Annotated in this window: 12 protein-coding genes; 8 read left to right on the top strand and 4 right to left on the bottom strand. The window is 62.1% G+C overall.

What is annotated here, in order from left to right; all coding sequences use genetic code 11:
- Position 1: 1 nt before the first annotated feature.
- Genes HPY55_07680 through HPY55_07665 form a run of 4 tightly spaced genes read right to left on the bottom strand, consistent with a single transcriptional unit; the run spans position 2 to position 7,159 of the window.
- Positions 2–1,390, bottom strand: coding sequence for a DUF2399 domain-containing protein (locus HPY55_07680; GenBank protein ID NPV70506.1), 1,389 nt, complete (start codon positions 1,388–1,390; stop codon positions 2–4).
- Entirely contained in the window at positions 1,377–4,577 is a 3,201-nt protein-coding gene (locus tag HPY55_07675; protein ID NPV70505.1) for an AAA family ATPase, read from the bottom strand. The genes HPY55_07680 and HPY55_07675 overlap by 14 nt, the downstream gene beginning before the upstream one ends.
- A complete protein-coding gene (locus HPY55_07670; protein ID NPV70504.1) occupies positions 4,564–5,838 on the bottom strand; it encodes a hypothetical protein in 1,275 nt (424 codons plus the stop codon). Before HPY55_07670 ends, HPY55_07675 begins: the two co-directional genes overlap by 14 nt.
- Position 5,839: 1 nt before the next feature.
- Positions 5,840–7,159 carry a hypothetical protein gene (locus HPY55_07665; protein ID NPV70503.1) on the bottom strand — a complete coding sequence of 440 codons (1,320 nt, stop codon included), beginning with the start codon at positions 7,157–7,159 and terminating at the stop codon, positions 5,840–5,842.
- A 291-nt stretch (positions 7,160–7,450) separates the two neighbouring features.
- Between HPY55_07665 and HPY55_07660 the strand changes: the two genes are divergently transcribed.
- From HPY55_07660 to HPY55_07625, 8 genes are all read left to right on the top strand, one after another.
- Positions 7,451–8,134 (top strand): hypothetical protein, encoded by a 684-nt coding sequence (locus tag HPY55_07660; GenBank protein NPV70502.1) that lies wholly within the window; start codon positions 7,451–7,453, stop codon positions 8,132–8,134.
- A gap of 108 nt (positions 8,135–8,242) precedes the next feature.
- A complete protein-coding gene (locus tag HPY55_07655; protein NPV70501.1) occupies positions 8,243–9,451 on the top strand; it encodes an ROK family transcriptional regulator in 1,209 nt (402 codons plus the stop codon).
- A 24-nt stretch (positions 9,452–9,475) separates the two neighbouring features.
- Positions 9,476–10,165: a hypothetical protein gene (locus HPY55_07650; protein ID NPV70500.1), complete on the top strand. Its 690-nt coding sequence runs from the start codon at positions 9,476–9,478 to the stop codon at positions 10,163–10,165.
- Between the two features lie 20 nt (positions 10,166–10,185).
- Positions 10,186–11,454: a C4-dicarboxylate ABC transporter gene (locus HPY55_07645; GenBank protein NPV70499.1), complete on the top strand. Its 1,269-nt coding sequence runs from the start codon at positions 10,186–10,188 to the stop codon at positions 11,452–11,454.
- 15 nt (positions 11,455–11,469) lie between these two features.
- Positions 11,470–12,489 carry a Gfo/Idh/MocA family oxidoreductase gene (locus HPY55_07640; protein NPV70498.1) on the top strand — a complete coding sequence of 340 codons (1,020 nt, stop codon included), beginning with the start codon at positions 11,470–11,472 and terminating at the stop codon, positions 12,487–12,489.
- The gene (locus tag HPY55_07635) at positions 12,489–13,865 is read left to right on the top strand and encodes an FAD-dependent oxidoreductase (GenBank protein ID NPV70497.1); all 1,377 of its coding nucleotides are present in this window, start codon (positions 12,489–12,491) and stop codon (positions 13,863–13,865) included. The genes HPY55_07640 and HPY55_07635 overlap by 1 nt, the downstream gene beginning before the upstream one ends.
- A complete protein-coding gene (locus tag HPY55_07630) occupies positions 13,858–14,916 on the top strand; it encodes a Gfo/Idh/MocA family oxidoreductase (protein ID NPV70496.1) in 1,059 nt (352 codons plus the stop codon). The genes HPY55_07635 and HPY55_07630 overlap by 8 nt, the downstream gene beginning before the upstream one ends.
- Before the next feature lie 23 nt (positions 14,917–14,939).
- Positions 14,940–17,093 (top strand): hydantoinase/oxoprolinase family protein, encoded by a 2,154-nt coding sequence (locus HPY55_07625; protein NPV70495.1) that lies wholly within the window; start codon positions 14,940–14,942, stop codon positions 17,091–17,093.
- The last annotated feature ends 5 nt before the right edge of the window (positions 17,094–17,098 follow it).

Raw genomic sequence — 17,098 nt, 5'->3', positions numbered from 1 at the left:
GCTAAGGCAGGGTGAGGAACCCCGCGCCCGCGTTCAGGAGCGAAAGTGACTCCTCCTGGTAGACCTCGCCGTACTCGGAGATGCTTTCGGCCATCGACCTCATCCTGGGGTCACTGTGGGACAGGTATGCCGGTGAAACATCGACCTTTCTACCGTGTAGCAAAGGGTGCGGGACCACTGAACCCAGCCCGGCGGGCAGGCGCTTGAGGATGTTCTCGGTTATCCTCAGTCCGCCCGCGTCCCAGTCAGTCCAGGTGAGGACCTCCATGGATTCGAGATGATCGAGGCGTACGAGCATCTCGAACATTCCGTGCTTTGGCATGCCGTCGGTGCAGATCACGAGCCAGCCGCGGCTGCCCACACCCGCGTCCGCAAGATAATCCAGAGCAGTACGGTTCTCGACCAGCATCAGGGTCTTCGCCTGTGTCCTGAACTGCTTTACTCGCCGGATGTCTCTCGTTGAGAGGGCGGGCACGGAGCCCCATAGAGAGGCCCCATCCGGACAAAGGTCGCCGTGAAATGGCACCCAGTAGAGCAGGTGCGCGCCGCTGACGCCCATTTCCTCGAGTGAGAGGCCGGTTTCGATCTCCGCGATGGTTGCTATCCTGTACCTGAGGCTATCGAGGTGTTTCACGGAGTCCTTGATGCCCGAGTGAAGCCTGCCGGACACCTCCTTGAAATCCCACACCTCGCCTGCGGGGCGGCCCCCGATGAATCCAAAGAACTCGATTATTTTCTCGTATGCCGACCCTTCAGTTCTGGGCATGAACGCTAAGGGTCCCGTCTCACCCGCATCGAGACTGGGAACCTGTCCGGAGCGGACCAGGTCTAATTGCCGGCCAAGCATGGCAGCTATTTCGGGGCGCCGGCAGGAATCCAGGTACCCCTGGATGCGCTGGGCAAGTTCCGCCAGGGGTTCGCGGGTGATTGGGCCGAAAAGCGATTCGAGCAGGGTTTCGCCGGCGGGCGTCACCGTGAGAAACGAGTTCTGGACGTTCCCCTGCCGGTCGAGGTTTTCCTGGCGCTCCACGACGCCCCTGGCTATCATGGAGTCGATGAGCGCCAGCGTCCCCCCGCCTACTCCGGCCGGAGCGGCGGCAACCTTCGCAAGCCGCTTTCGCAAGGCAACCTCGGACAGCCGCTGTACCCCTGCGGCCCTGGCGCGGTGCAGGAGCAAAAGGACCTGGCGTGCGGGCTGGTCCAGGCCGCCCGCCGGCAGCGTGACCACCGGCGCCGCCGGCGTCACCAGCGTCCCCGGCGGCGTCACTGAAGCGCACCTGGTAATCCGCCGGACTGGACGGGCCCCACGGCGTGACGGCACGTAGGCCGTAATGACCTCGAGGCCCCCCTGTACTTCGGTATGTGTGAAGAGGGGTTCACGAGCTGGCAACGGGCCACTCCTTTCGCCTGTACACGCGGGTCTTCGAACCTTCCTCCTGTGAGCGATACACGCCAATGCCGAACTGGCCCTGTTCGAGGTGCGCCTTGTTCAGCCGGTGGGAGATCAGGATATACTTCCGGTCGAGCTCCTGGCGCAGCAGTGACGCGATTTTCAGGACGTTGGCGGGATCGAGGGACTGGTCTATTTCGTCGAAAATGTAGAAGGGACGCCTGTATTCCTTCACCATAGCCAGCGTGAGCAGCGCGGCAATCGCGCTGGTCTCGCCCCCCGACCGGTTTCTCAGCAGCGGGCGCGGCTCGACGCCCTGGTATACGGACACGTATATGTGCAGTTCGAACTGGGTGCCCTGGACCGGCTCCACCTGCAGGAAACCCGTCCACCCGAACTGCTCCATGTAGCGCGAGAACCTGCCCGAGATCCTGTGGAAGGTGTCGAGCATGACTTTCTTGAAGTTCTCCTGGGCTGCGCTTTCCTTTGAAGCGGCGTCATCGTAGGCCGTTTTTACCCTGTCGAGCTCGTACTGGGCCTTCTCGAATTGTTCTTTCGCCGATGCGTAATCCTCTCCAGCAGTAGGGATTACGTCCGACCTGAGAGTCTCAACGGTCGGGGCGATTTCAACCTGGCGCCTGTGCCACTCCACCCGCCGCTCGTCGGAGGCAGGCGGCGTTGATGCGGCAACCGAGCGTCCTTCTTGCAGCGCCTGCTCATCGGTGGTATCGGGCCTGGCGAAAACCCGGCGCCATTCATCCACGATGCCACCCGTTCTTGACTGAAGGTCCCTCAATGAGAGCCTTCTTTCGGAGAGGCGTTCCTCCATCTCCGCCAGTCGCTGAATTGCGTCGCTCAGCCGCGCGCGGCCGATTTCTGTGGACCTCTCCAGCCTGTCGATTTCGCGGGCGGTCGCGTCGATCGCAAGCTCCAGGCGCCTGGTGTCTTCCAGCGCGCCATCGGCGGCCTTGCGTGCGCGCGCTTCCGCTTCCCTGGCGTCCGACAGGCGCTGTTTGAGAAGCGGGAGATCCGCCGACTTCTTCCACCTTTCGAGACTCGTTCTTGCTGCTTCGAGGTCCCTTGTGGATACAGCCCTGGCGATCTCATTGCCGGTAATCTGCCGGCGAAGGCCCCTCATCTGAGCGGACAGGGTATCGACTTCGGCGGACAGGTTGTCCGCCCTGGCGGTCGATTCAGGGATGGAGAGCCTGAGCCGCGCCGAGAGTCTTGCCGCATCACGCGCGGCCTTGAGGGCGGATTCCAGGCTGCGTACGTTATCCTCGACCTGCCGGAGGGCATCGGCCTTCTCCTGTGAGTCTTGCGCCGCAAGTCGCGCCGCTTCAGATGCCTTTTCCAGCGCCATTTCGTAGGCCTGAGGTCCAAGGCAGAACTCTGCTGGCACCGAATGGCGCCGTCCGTACCTGTCGTACCGGTAGCCGTCCGGCGTATACGCCACAAAGCCCTGTGCTGCGAGGGCTCCGGCTTCCGCATGGCCGGCGGCGAACACCACCGATTCAAGCACGCGGTCGAGTAGCGCGGACAGGCTGGCAGGAAGCTTCGCAGCGGGAATAAGAGACTCGCGCACCGTCCGGCGTGACCCTTCAACAGGAGCAGCCCCACCGGGGAAATCGGCGATGGTGTACTCTGTGTAGCCGACGAGGACCCTGCCGTCTTCGACGAGCACCGCCACCCTGAGGTCGCCGAGCGCGCCCTCGAGCAACCTCCTTTCCTCGAGCGACGCCCCTTCCCGGGGGATTACGCACTCGCAGAGCACGGCAGCCGCGGACCCCGCATCGCGGTACTCCGAGGCCGCGGTGGTTGCGGACGGAGGTGTGGCGGTTCGGCTTTGCTTCAGGAGTTCGAGGTGTTCGTTCGCCAGGCGGGATTTCTCCTCCGCGAGAACGGCAGCCTGCCGGGCATTCCGCAATCCGGTGGACAGGCCCCCGAGTGCCTCTTCCAGCGCTGCCGGGTCGCCGTAACGGAGGAGCGCCTGCTCGGCTTCCGCCAGTTCACGCTTCATCCGCTCAAGCTCGCCACGCAGGGCCGCAAGATCGGACTGGCGTAAACTCAGTAGAGTCTCCAGGGTTTGCTCCTGCCCGCGCCCATCGGCGATGGCTCGCTCCAGGTCCCCGATCTTCTGCTCGAGACCCGCGATCCTGGCCTCGAGTTCCTCCCCCGAAAGCCCTTCTGCCACGACCCTTTCGATGGATTCGACCTGCTCCGCGAGTTCTTCAGCATCCTTGCGATACCGCTGCCGCTCTTCGTTGGCGGCCCTGTGAACCTCGCGGGCCTGTTCGATGGAGGTGGTCAGCTTCGCCGATTCATCCCTGTAACGGGCGATACCGTCCGCGTACTTTTGCAGGTCCGTCTCCAGTACTGACTGCCTGGCGAGCTCCTGCGCCAGTGTTTTCGAAAGAGCCTCCTCGTCAGCTACGGCCTTGTCCAGGGCGATCACGTGCCTTACGAGGTTATCCCGCGCCACCACTTGCTGGATCTCGGCCAGCTCCTGCGAGAGCCGGCGGAATTCGCTCAGCTGTTTCCAGGCGATTTCCTTTCGCTTGAGCCCGTCGTAGAGGATGTCCCGCTGGTTCTGCGCGTTCCGGAGTTCTTCGAAGGCGCGGTTCCTGGCGTCCAGCGTCTCCTGCCACCGCTTCTCAAGATCCTCGAGACCGAGGAACTGCTTCATGGTCTCATAGCGGGACCTCGGCTTCATCTGTACGAGAGCCGCGCTTTCGCCCTGCTGTATGAACATGAACCGGTCGTCAGGCTTGATACTGTATGTCCGCCGGAATATCTCGGCGTACTCTTCGTGACTGCGGTAATTCTGCCGTCGCCCGTCCGCTACCGTGTAGAACCTGGAGAACGGCCTCGTGTTGTCATAGCCGAACTCCAGGCCCAGCGCCACGGTGTCCGGCCAGTCGGGGTTCCACATGTCTCCCTTCGGGTTGAGGACAGTCAGTTCGGCAGTTGCTCTGCGGTTGACCCTGGCATCGCGCTCGTCCAGGTAGCCCTGGTAAAGGTCGTCCGGCAGGTCCCCGACGAGCGCCTGGATCATCCTGGCGATCGTGCTCTTGCCCGAACCGTTCGCCCCGAACATGATTACCTCGCGCACGTCGTGGCTTCCCAGCGATATCGTGTGGTTGCCGAACGCGCGCACCCCTGAAAGCCTCAATTCAATCGGTATCATCCAGAGATACCCCCGGGTGTTCGTCTGCGTCGTGGTCCGCCGGGCCCCGATCGTCCTGCGCCGGCGCCGTTGCATACGCTGTTGCGCAGGTCTCAAGCCCGGCGTAGTTCGTCTCCACGAACTCGCGGAGTAACGAGCCGGCGTCGGGCCCGGGCCTCAAACTGAGAGCCAGTGTCAGGCATTGCTTGCCCGCTGGAGTCATCCTGAACTTGCCGGAGTCTTCCTTCCGCCTTATCCATCCCTTTTTCTCGAGCACTGTGAGCGTCCGGGCCAGCGTCATTCTCGGGTTCTTCGCGCGGCCTGTCATCAGCGGCAAGAGGTCCACGCGGGTCAGGGACCTCGAAAGCCGTTCCTCGAGATACCATGCATACGCCGCGACGGCAATCGCGCTACCGGGAACAGGGCCCTGGCCCGCCTGGTATACCTTCGAAGCATCCACAACGGCCACCAGGTGTTTCCCTGACTCAGCAAGCCTGAGGAATCTATCGAGTCCCGTCCCGGAGCAGTACGAGTACAATCCCTGCAGCGAGTCTTCTCCCAGCATCTTCACAATCGACGTGACAGTTGGCGGGTAGCCCACCGTCGTCCCGACAATAACCCGTCTCAGCGCGCGCTCGTACTTCGGATCGGCCTCGGCATAGTCGAACAGCGTAAGCGGCGAAGAAGACTGGCGCCGTTCGCTCGCGGCCGCGCCTGACGCCGCCACCTGGAAGAACGCCATCACTTCGCCATGTTTGAAATCTCGTTCCTGGGAAGCCGAGATGACCCTGCTGAGAAACCTGGGGCCGAGCGACTGCACCCCTATAGGGGTCGGGACGTACTTGTACGTTCCACCTTCGAGGCCGGTCTCTTCTATCCAGAACAGCCTCTCGAGCTCGTCGAGCGCCCTTCCCACGGTCCTCGCGGCGCTTCTCTCCGCGGAAACGAATTGCTCCATTATCGTGGTTCTCGGAACGGGCAGGGAGTTGTCCTGGTGCCACTTCAAGATGAAGAGGAACACGGCGAGCGCGGCATTGGAAACAGGGGACTCCTTCGCAAGAAGTGCCCGCGACGCGATCCCAAGCGTTATGTATCGCCCGTCGGTGAGAATGCGAAAACACCGGCCGATGGTGGACGATTCCGCATAGGCAAAGAAGCCCGACAGGTCGTCGTCACCGATGAGCCGCTGCACGGCAAGCTTTGTGAGCGGGTTTCCGGTGCTGGTGCCACACAGGATGGCGCGTATGGCAAGATCGTATCGCACATTGTACAGGCCGTTCATGCTACTCCCTGCTCTGTTTCGTCGAAAGGATCAACTGGCCCCTCATCTCGAACCGCGGCTCTTCGAACGTATCAGGGGAGTATACCCCGCGGGCGAGGTACTTTGTCACCACTTCTCCCGCGGCTGCCGCGGTCATGAGGGCTTCACCCCAGGTAGCGCGTTCGGCTATAAGGCCGGGTTCCGGCACGAGTTCGTGCGAAGCAACAGTGGTCAGGACGAGGTCGATGTAGGGGGCGAAATCCTCCTCGAATTCGTCCTCTATATCGGTCAGGTCTCCTTCCTCCGAACACGTCTGTTCCTTCTCGGGGGGCGGGCCTTCGAGATCGACGAGCTGCCGCCCGACGAAATCGCCCACGAATTCTTCGAGCTGCACCGTACCCGGGTGGGCGGGCAGGTAAACGGGCAGTATCAGGTCGCCTGCCTCGGATGCCAGCTCCAGCAGGCGGTCGGAATCGAAGACGTCGTGCAACCACGAGTAGAACCGGTGCTTGCTTATCAGGTTCATCTCGGACATTGCCCGCCCGGTGGAGTGCGCCAGCACCCCCGTCATGGCATCGAACGCCACCTGGAGTGCGCCCGCCTTGGCCTTCTCGACGCGCTCCACGATCGGCAGCCCTGGCTCGTATCCCTCCATTCGCTTGCTGGCGATAGCCTCTTCCAGGAGGTTATACCTGTCGAGCAGGGACGCGATTTGCTCGATGGCCATCCCCTCGATGATATAGTCATACAACCTTTCGGAGAGGTCGCGGTAGCCCTTTTCCAGAAAACTCAGGGCCCGCGCCAGGGACCTCGTCTCGTATCCATGCGCCTCGTAGGCGTCCATGAGCTCCATTTCCCGCTGGCTCTGGTAAAGCAGCTGCTCCATATTGCTCATCATGTGGAAGCCGTACCAGTCCTGAAGGATTCTGTGGATGGAGCCCAGGAGGCGGCTGCCCTTCGTCGTGAGCTTCACGGTGACATCGCGCATGATCAGGCTGAGCCGGTAACCGGTGTTCAGGAATCCAACGGGGTCCGCTTTCGGCTGGTATCCCCATCGTTCGACGAACCGGTTGAGGAGCCCCAGGTGCCCGCCGACTCCGGCACCCGTGGCGTATTCCTCCTCCTGGATGAGGATGAGCATCTTCACTGCGTCAATCAGCTTGCCGGGGTTTTGCCCGTTGTCGCTTACGGAATGAGCGAAGCTGGCCAGGTCGGCCATATCCCTGGCCGCTCGCACAAGGGCTTCGGGCTGCTTGCCGGAGAGGAAGTCTATCTTCCGGTCGGTCTCCCGGGATTCGGTTTGCGGGGATTCAATTTGCGGGCTGTCGTCGGGCTGGTTCACGCGGCCTTCACCCGTTCTCCGTGGTTGGGCAGCGTCGTAACGGCGCCGCTGCACACTGCGTCTCAGACATGATTCGCCTTCGAACAAAGCCTGTCCTCTTCTTTGTCGACGGCCGAAGTATACTCCTGGGTCGAGATTAGCCCGAACATTAATCATCATCAGGGGGAAACCGGGTGCGCACCGTGGTGGAAAGTCTGCTTTACGCCACCCCATCCCTGTAGTACGGTGAATGTAAAGCGTGCTTTCCGTGCCCGGGAAGTCCTGCTCTAACCAACTGCGGGGGTGAAATGCTTGCGGGAAGAGACCATTGCCGTGCTGTACAGTGTGCCGGACGTGGTATGGGGGTTCGTGGACCTCAGCAGGGATCCCGTTTACGAAAGGCTCCCGCCGGAAGCGCATCGTTTCTGTGTGCAAATGGCTCTGGAAATCGGCTCGGCCGCTGCTTTTTCCGAGAAGGACACCTTTAGCGGAGATGCGCGCGCATGGGCCGAAGGGCTCGGCATGAGAATCGTTGAAATACATGAAGGCGTCACGGTGCAGGGGGCGTACGCATTCCCCGCCGGCGCTGAACTCGACCTCGGCCTCAGGGCCGTCATCTTGCACGGCGATCACATCGAGGCATTGACGGAATTATTGAACCGGGCCGGCCTGAACGTCCAGCCCGAAACCGTTGCGGGCTGGCACGTGATGCACGAGGGGTTTCATTTCCTGGAGTCGTCCAGGCTGGGCTGGACGTTCGATCGCCTTGCCCGTCTTGACGCAGGAGAGTCTTTCAGGTTACCGGCGCGTATCCGTGTTCGCAGGACAAGCGAGATCGCTGCTCACAGGTTCGTGAAGGATCTGGCGGGGTTATCGTTCCTCCCGTGCCTCCTTGACTGGCTCTGGGCATACCGCCATGAACCCCTTGCCCTCGTCAGGAAAGTGGTTGCAGCCTGGCAAACCGAAAAAACCTTGCCCATTACGCCCCCGTCGTGAAGGATTTTGAGCTCGCCCGCATAAGTAATATATACGTTCAATTTTTGTGGGTACTTTTTACGACTACTTAAGAAAGTATCCGTAAAAAGATTCGAGGTCGATGTCAAGGTGCCTGGCACTATACGAACCGGCAACTACCAGCTGATCAAGACCATAAACCGTTGGGCCGTCATGAACCTGTTGACAAAGCGCTCGCCGATCTCGCGGGCGGACATGGCGCGGCACACCGGCCTGAGCTCCACCACGATTTCAGCTACCATAGATGAGTTGCTGAGAGAGGGACTCATAGGGGAGACGGGTATCGGCGATTCCAGCGGGGGACGAAAGCCCGTTCTGTTCGAGATCAACCCCCATGGACGATACGTGATAGTGGCGGATCTGGGCGGTACGAAACTGCTCACCGCAGTAGTAGGGCTGGATGGTCGCCCCATCAGGCGTTTTTACTCGCTTGTGGACGCCGCTACCCAGGACAGCGTATTGGGCAGCCTCATGCAGGGGCTGCAGACCGCGTGGGATTCCGTCGGAGAGCCCCGGAAGGTCCTGGGCATCGGGATCGCCACTCCAGGCCTTGTCGACCACGAGCGCGGCGTGGTCGCTTTTGCCTCCAACCTGCACTGGCACAATATCAGATTAAAGGATCTGGTGGCGGACAGGTTCGATGTCCCGGTATACGTGGACAACGACACAAACGTCGCCGCGATCGGAGAGAAGATGCGCGGCGTCGATATCCCCTGCAAGAACCTGGTCTATGTTTCGATCGGCACAGGGATAGGGGCGGGGATCATCATCGACGGCAAGGTCTATCGCGGGGTTTCGGGAGCTGCGGGTGAAATTGGCCACATCACGGTTGACCCCGAGGGCCCCGAATGTTCGTGCGGAAACAGGGGATGCCTTGAGGCGGTTGCGTCTGGCCCTGCGATCGCGCAGATGGCCAGGGCCACTTACAACGCCAGGGGTGGCCACGGTGGACCCGCCGGCGCCGGCGGTGGAGGCGAGTGGACTGCAGAGAGGGTGGCGGAGCTTGCAACGCAGGGGGACGAGATTGCGGTTGAGGCCTTCCGGAAGGCGGGGACGACGCTCGGGATAGCGCTGTCGGGGATCGTCAACCTGCTCAACCCGGAACTCATGATCATAGGAGGGGGGGTGTCACAGGTCGGGGATCTCCTGCTGGAACCGCTCAGGCAAGAGATCTCCAGGCGAGCCCTGAGTATGAGCCTTCGAGCAGTTCCGATAATCCAGTCAAGGCTGGGTGCGGACTCGGGATTGATGGGGGCGTGGGCAATGGTCTTCGAAGAAACGTTCACGGGCGGTTTGTAAAGATGATCTCAGGAGGTGCCGGAATTGGCGGGCAAGTTCCTTCAGACTACGGCAGAGAAGAAGATGGCGTTGATCGTCGCCATACCGGAGAATTCCGAGGATATGGCGAAGGCTGCGGAAGCGGGGGGCGCGGACGCTGTAAAGGTACACATTAACGTCACGCACAGGGCCTCCGGAGTGACATTCGGTTCGCTATCCCAGGAGAGACCGGCCCTGGAACGGATCCTGAAGTCCGTGTCCATTCCGGTTGGTATAGTTCCTGGAGCGGAGAACGGAGTCTCGTCGCGGGAAATCGAAGAGATCAAGACCATGGGTTTCGACTTCCTGGATATGTTCGTCCACTACTACCCGGCCTGGCTGATGAATGTCCAGGGCATAACCAGGATAGCTGCGATAGATTCGAGCTGCGACTGGGAATTCATACGGGGGCTCAACAACACCCCGATAGAGGCTTTCGAGGGAGCCATCATCCCCAAGGAACAGTACGGGCAGGGCCTCACCCTCTCGGACATCAACCGGTACTCGATGCTCACGTCTTTGCTGAAGAAACCGATCATCATCCCCTCCCAGAAGAGGCTACATCCTGAAGAAGTTCACCTTCTTGCCCAGGCAGGATCGAAGTCCATCATGATAGGCGTTCTTTCGACGGGATCGACCTTCAAGGAACTGGAGAAGGCCACCCTGGCGTTTTCGAAGGCGATTTCATCACTCTAAGAACCCGGAGGTGTCTTCCTATGGTAGGGTACCTGATACTCCTGGTCTTCTTCGTGTTCGCAGCGCTCATGATATCCAACAAGTTACCCGCGCTGATCGCTATCCCGGCGATGGGCATCGTGGTCGGCCTGGTCGCGCAGCTTCCGTCCCCCGAGATCCAGAAAGTGATTGTCGAAGAGGGAGTGGCGAGGCTCTCCGGCGCGTATGTGGCCTGCATATTCGGGGCTATCCTCGGCCAGATCATGCTGCTGACCGGCATATCGGAGAAGATCATCAAGAAGGCGGCCGAATTCGGCGGCGATAACCCCGTCGGGGTGCTCATCGCCATGTATGTGGCCGTGGCGCTGCTATTCACTACCCTGGCGGGGCTGGGCGCCGTGATCATGGTGGGGAACATCGCGCTTCCCATTATGCTGTCGGTAGGCCTGCCCCCATTGACCGTGGCGACGGTGTACCTCTTCGGGGTGGGCACGGGTATGGGAATCAACCTGGCCAACTGGGCGTACTGGAAGACCGTTACCGGGGTCACCCTCGACGACGTCAAGGTGTTCGCGCTTGCTGTGGCCGGGCTGACCGTTCTGACCGCTTTCGTATTCATATACTTCCAGGCGAGAAAATCCCCGCGGATCGCCTGGGCATCCGTAGCGTCGTCAATGGCTCAGGAAGAGGCTTACAAGTATGCGCCCTGGTATTCGCTCATCACACCCATTGTTCCCATAATACTGGTAGTATTCTTCAAGTGGCAGATCGTGTCCGCGTTCATCGCCGGCATCGGCTACGCGGTCGTCACCACCTACAGGAGAGGCACGAATTCTTCCACCCTCATCGGAAAAGCCGCCTACAAGGGCGTGGCCGATGCGGCGCCGGCCGTCCTGTTGATGATCGGCATAGGCATCCTGCTGAAGGCCGTCTCCCATCCTGTCGTGGGGAAGGCCCTCGCTCCGATACTGAATTCCATCGTTCCCACCTCGTTCCTCGGGTACGTAGTATTCTTCGCCCTCCTGTCTCCGCTGGCTCTGTACAGGGGACCGATGAACCTATACGGTCTTGGGAGCGGAGTCGCCAGCCTCATGGTGAGCCTCAAGATCCTGTCGCCGATGGCTGTCACGGCGGGGTTCCTGTGCACCGAACGTGTGCAGATCATCGGTGACCCGACGAACACCCATAACGTGTGGACCGCGGGTTTCACCGGGGTGGACGTCAACAGGATCACCGCGAAGGTCATACCGTTCATCTGGCTCCTGAGCGCCGCGTCCGCCGTGCTCGCGGGCCTGATGTATATGAGGTAGAAGGCTGGGAAGAGCATGAAGAGGATTGGAGTCGTCGGCCTCGGCAACATGGGGACGATGTACACAAGGGTCGCGGCGGAGAATCCGCGGGTGCGCCTTGCGGCGGTCTGTGACGTTGACGATAGCAAGCGCGACCCGGTTTCGACATCCTGGAGCTGCAGGGCGTACCCGGACTTCAGCGAGATGTTTGCCCGTGAGCGGTTAGACGGCGTCGTTGTCTGCCTCCCCGACCATCTTCACAGGGACGTGGTGCTATCGGCGACCGAAGCGGGGGTTCACATCCTGCTGGAAAAGCCGCTGGCCACGAGGATGGAGGACGCGATCCAGATGGTACGGGCCATTCGATCGGCGAGCGTCAAGTGCCAGATGGCCTACATCTTCCGGTGGACCCCGCCGTATGTGGCCGCCAGGGAGGCGGTTCAATCCGGGGAAATCGGCGAGGTGCTCAGCATCAGCGCCCGGATCAACGACCGTATCGACGTGCCTCTCAGGATGCTCCCTTGGGCGTCTTCGAGCTCTCCCGCGTGGTTTCTGATGAGCCACGAGGCCGACGCCGCCAGATGGATCGCGCAAAGCGAGGTTGGGGCGGTAACCGCCGTCGGCGCCAGGAGGAAGCTGCTTTCCTTGGGGATCGACACGTACGACTACGCCAGGGCCGAACTTGTGTTCAGGTCCGGGGCGACTGCTTCCCTGCAAGCGTGCTGGATAGCACCGAACTCGCAGCCGGCCCTCGCCGACGCGCGAATGGAAGTGCTCGGCACCGGCGGGATCCTGACTGTGGATACGGGTTACCAGATGGGGGCGAAGATGGCATCCTCACTTCAGAACTTCCGCTGCATCCAGTCGGAGATATGCGGCAGGTTGCGGGGGATCTATCCCACCATGTTCGATTCGTTCGTGGACGTGCTTGAAGGGACCTCGCAGCCGGCGTGCGACGAAACGGACGGGCTTGAGAACGTGAGGATTCTGACGGCCATAGAGATGTCGCTGAAACGAGGCAGCAGTGTGAGCCTGGAGGAGGTGCCGGTGCCCTGATGTTCCCTCTGGCGAAGGCTCGAACCGTCGTGGTCGGCGGTGGTCCGGCGGGGGTTGCAGCCGCGCTGGCGTGCGCAAGGATGCGGGGGGCGGGCAGGCGAGGGGAAGGCCCGGACGTCCTGTTGATCGAGCAACATGGATACCTGGGGGGATGTTCCACCGCCGGGTTGGTCGGACCGTGGATGACGTTCCACGCCAGGGACGGCCGCCAGGTGGTGGATGGGATACCCCAGGAGATCGTCGACAGGCTGGTGGCCGCCGGGGGTTCGCCCGGGCACATCAGGGACGCCCTCGGCGTCATCTACTCCTTTACCCCGGTTGAGCCAACCGCCCTCAAGTTCGTACTTGACGACATGGTTAAGGAATCGGGGGCGGAGGTGCTTTTCCACGCAAGATTCTGCGGCGTGGAGACCTCGGGCGGCCGGATAGAGGCGGTCAGGGTCGCGCATCCCGGAGGAGTGTTCGATATTCGGGGAGAGGTCTTCGTCGACGCGACGGGCAACGGCGAACTGGCGGCAATGGCAGGCGCCCCGTGGGAGATGGGGCGGTCCCAGGACGGTCTTTGCCAGGCACTCACGTTGATATTCCGCATGAGCAACGTCGATGCTCCGAGGGTCAAGGAGTACATGAAGGCCCACCCGGAAGAGTTCCACCACACGACCGACCTCGAGATACTCGAAAAGACCGGGTTCCTGTCGTGTTCCGGTTTCTTCGGCGTGTGGCGCGGCGGTCTCGACCGTGGAGAAGTCAGCATCCCGCGGGACAGGCTCCTCTTCTTCAGCACACCGAGGCATGGTGAGATCCTCGTGAACACCACCAGGGTGGTGAAGACGAATCCGCTCGATCCGTTCGAGCTCAGCAGGGCGGAGCTCGTCGCAAGGGAGCAGGTGAGGCAGCTGACGGAGTTCTTGCGGCGGCGGGTGCCCGGGTTTGAGGATTCGTACCTCCTGGACATCGCCAGCACCATCGGGGTCAGGGAATCGCGCCGCATTCTCGGGGATCATGTATTGACCGCCGGCGACATCCTGGCCGGCAGGCGATTTGAGGATGGCGTGTGCATGGGCGCCTACCCGATCGATATTCACGACCCGTCAGGGAGCGGGCTCGTCTACCGCGAGGAGCCGGAAGGCTTCCTGTATTCGATACCCTACAGGTGCCTGACAGCGAAGAACACCGAGAACCTCCTGGTGGTAGGTAGATGCATTTCAGCTACGCATGAAGCGACCGCGTCGGTGCGCGTAACCGCCACGTGCCTGGGCATGGGGCAGGCAGCGGGAGTCGCTGCTTCGCTGGCCCCCCACGGCAGAGTCAGGGAAGTGGACGTAGCTCATTTGAGGGAACGAATACGGCAGCTGGGGGGATGCATCATTGATTAGGCTGGGTATCGTGGGACTGGGTTACATGGGGCTGGCGTATTCGAGACTCGCTAGGCAGGATGACAGGGTCTCGCTCATCGCCGCCTGCGACGCCGACGAGTCCAGGCTCAATTCGTTCGGGGGCGCGAACCTGGAGGGATCAAGGGGCTCAGGTAACGGCGGGGTAACGCGCTACTTCGATTACCGGGAGATGATCGACAGAGAGGCTCTCGACGCCGTTTACATCGCGCTGCCGGATGACCTCCACAGGGACCCCGTGGTCTGTGCCGCCGGGAGAGGGCTGCACATACTGGTTGAGAAGCCCCTCGCCATGTCGGTGGCCGACGCTGAACTCATGGTGGAGGCCATATCGCGGGCCGGCGTCGTCTGCCAGGTGAATCACGTGCTCCGGTGGTTCCCACCGCTGCACGCGGCAAAGCAGAGGCTGGCGTCGGGCGGCATGGGCAGGGTGCTCGGCGTGACTGCCTGGGCGCACGACCGGCTGGTTGCCCCGACGAGGAGGCTTACGTGGGCGTCGCGGACGTCCCCCATCTGGTTCCAGATGACCCACCTGCTGGATGCGGTGCGCTGGCTGCTTGGATCCGAAGTATCCGAGGTCTACGCTGTTGAGGGGTCGGGCTTCCTGCGGTCGCAGGGGATCGATACTCCGGACTTCGTCCGGGCGATGATCAGGTACTCCGGCGGCGAGAGCGCGTATTTCGACGCGTCCTGGGTGTACCCGGAGAAGGCCCCATCCGTGGCGGCGAGATTGTTCGAGGTCGTCTGCGCTGGAGGGGTCATCCGGGTGGATACGGAGAGGCAGATGCTCGACGTCACCACAGACAGGTACGAATGCCCCACATTCTTCGGGGCGGACATGTACGGTAGGGTGACCGGGCTATTCGCCGACGCATTCACGGGGTTCATCGATGCGGTCGCCGGGGGCACGGCGCCGGTGGTCTCCGCGATGGATGGGCTGGCGGTGGTTGCCGCTGCGGCGGCCGTCGAGAAATCGATAAGGGAGAGGCGGCCCGTCTGCCCGGGGGTGTCGGTGGGGGTGTCGGGGGGTTGACATCGGACCCGGTCGGGATCGCCATGGTCAGGATCGGTATCGACGTGGGCGGCACGTTCACTCACGCCGTTGCGATAGACAACGACACTTACGAACTGGTCGCGCACGCCGTCGTGCCGACCACGCACCAGGCAAAGGAGGGCGTAGCCCGCGGGATCGTGGAGGCGTTACAGAAGCTCCTGGGCGAGGCGCGGATCGACCCGGCGAGCGTGGCGTTTATTGCACACAGCACCACCCAGGCCACGAACGCCCTCCTCGAGGGCGACGTGGCGAGTGTAGGGATACTGGCGATGGGCTACGGCGTCGAAGGGTACAAGGCGAGGGCCGACACCAGGGTGGAGAACCTGGATCTCGGTGGGAGACTCCTGGATATAGCTCACGTGTACGTTGAAGTCAAGCCCGGCTCCGCCGCCCTCATGCCTGCCACCGCGGAGATGATCGACAGGGCTCTCGAACAGCTTGGCGGGAAGGCGGTCATCGTTGCGGCTGAGCCGTTCTCGGTGGATGACCCCGGCAACGAGAGGTTCGCCATGGAAAGGGCTACGTTGAAGGGCGTGGCCGCCACGGGAACGCATGAGATTTCCAAGCTGTACGGCCTGAAGGTGCGGACGCGGACGGCGGTCATCAACGCGAGCATACTTCCGAAAATGATGGAATCGGCGCTCATGACAGCTGGCGCTGTGGCTGACGCCGGGATCGGGGCTCCGCTCATGATCATGCGGGGCGACGGCGGGGTCATGAACGTCGCGGAGGTCAGGAAGCGGCCAATTCTCACCCTGTTGTCCGGTCCTGCCGCGGGTGTCGCGGGGGCCCTCATGTTCGAGAGGGTGACGGACGGCATATTCCTCGAGGTGGGCGGGACCAGCACGGACATCTCTGCTGTAAAGAACGGCCGGGTGATCGTCAGGCACGCCGAGGTCGGCGGGCACAAGACCTATCTCCGGTCGCTCGATACCCGTACGCTCGGCATAGCGGGCGGCTCCATGATCAGGGTGAAGGGCAGGTCGGTGGAATCGGTCGGACCCAGGAGCGCGCACATAGCCGGGCTGCCGTATTCCGTCTTCGCCGACCCCCGTGATCTGCGCGGCGCCGAGCCCGTCATGATACAGCCGCGACCCGGGGATCCGGCCGACTACGTTGCAGTGAGAACGGCTGCCGGGGAAACCTTCGCCCTCACGCTCACCTGTGCGGCAAACCTGGCGGGAGTAGTCGAGCGCGGCGACTACGCTGCCGGCAACGGTGAGGCGGCGCGCATAGCGTTCGAGGCGCTGGCTCGTTACGTCGAACGGCCGGTCGAAGATGTCGTGAGGAACGTTATGGACGTCGCGGCAGGCAAGGTAGAGCCGACCGTCAATTCCTTGATAGAAGAATACGGGCTGGACAGGCGGCTCGTCACCCTGGTCGGGGGAGGAGGTGGCTGTTCCGCGGTAGTTCCGTACCTCGCCTCCAGGATGGGGCTGCAGTACAGGAGAGCGAGGCAGGCGGAGGTGATATCGGCCATCGGCGTTGGCCTTGCGCTCGTCCGTGATATGGTGGAGAGGACCATCGTGAACCCGACCGAGGAGGATATAATCAGGATCCGTCGCGAAGCGGAAGAATCGGTGCTGCGTTTGGGGGCGGCTCCGGGCACTGTCGAGGTGGAAGTCGAGGTCGATGCATCCAGGAACCTGGTGCGGGCGGTCGCCTGCGGGGCGAGCGAGATGAGGAGTCAGGAGCTTGCCAGACCGAGGCTTTGCGTCGACCAGATGCTCGGCATTGCTGCGGAATCGATGAGGCTCGACCCGCCGGCGATCGCGGTTGCTGCTTCGACCAGCGGGCTCGCAGTGTTCCAGGGGAGCGTCCAGGAGAAGCGTTGGATGGGGTTGAGCAGGAGGACATTACGCCCGATACGGATTGTGGATTACACTGGGGTTATCAGGCTCCAGAAGAGCAACGGGATCGTGGTCGGGACCACGGTCGGGTCCACTCTTCAGGCGATCGAGAACGTCGTGGATTCCCACACCGCGTTCGGGGACGGGGGGCAGCAAATGCCCGAAGTGTACCTGATCTACGGAGCGCGAATAGCCAATCTTTCCGGGCTGGCTTCGGTGGGCCACATGCAGGCGCTTGCCAGGACCGAGATCGAGGGGTTGCCCCTGGAAGACCCCATAGCGCTCGTCCTGGTACCGGTATCGTAGAGACG

The sequence above is a fragment of the Bacillota bacterium genome (genome assembly GCA_013178305.1).
In the GTDB taxonomy this organism is placed as follows: Bacteria; Bacillota; Sulfobacillia; order JABLXB01; family JABLXB01; genus JABLXB01.
This window is presented reverse-complemented; position numbering and strand designations above follow the sequence as displayed.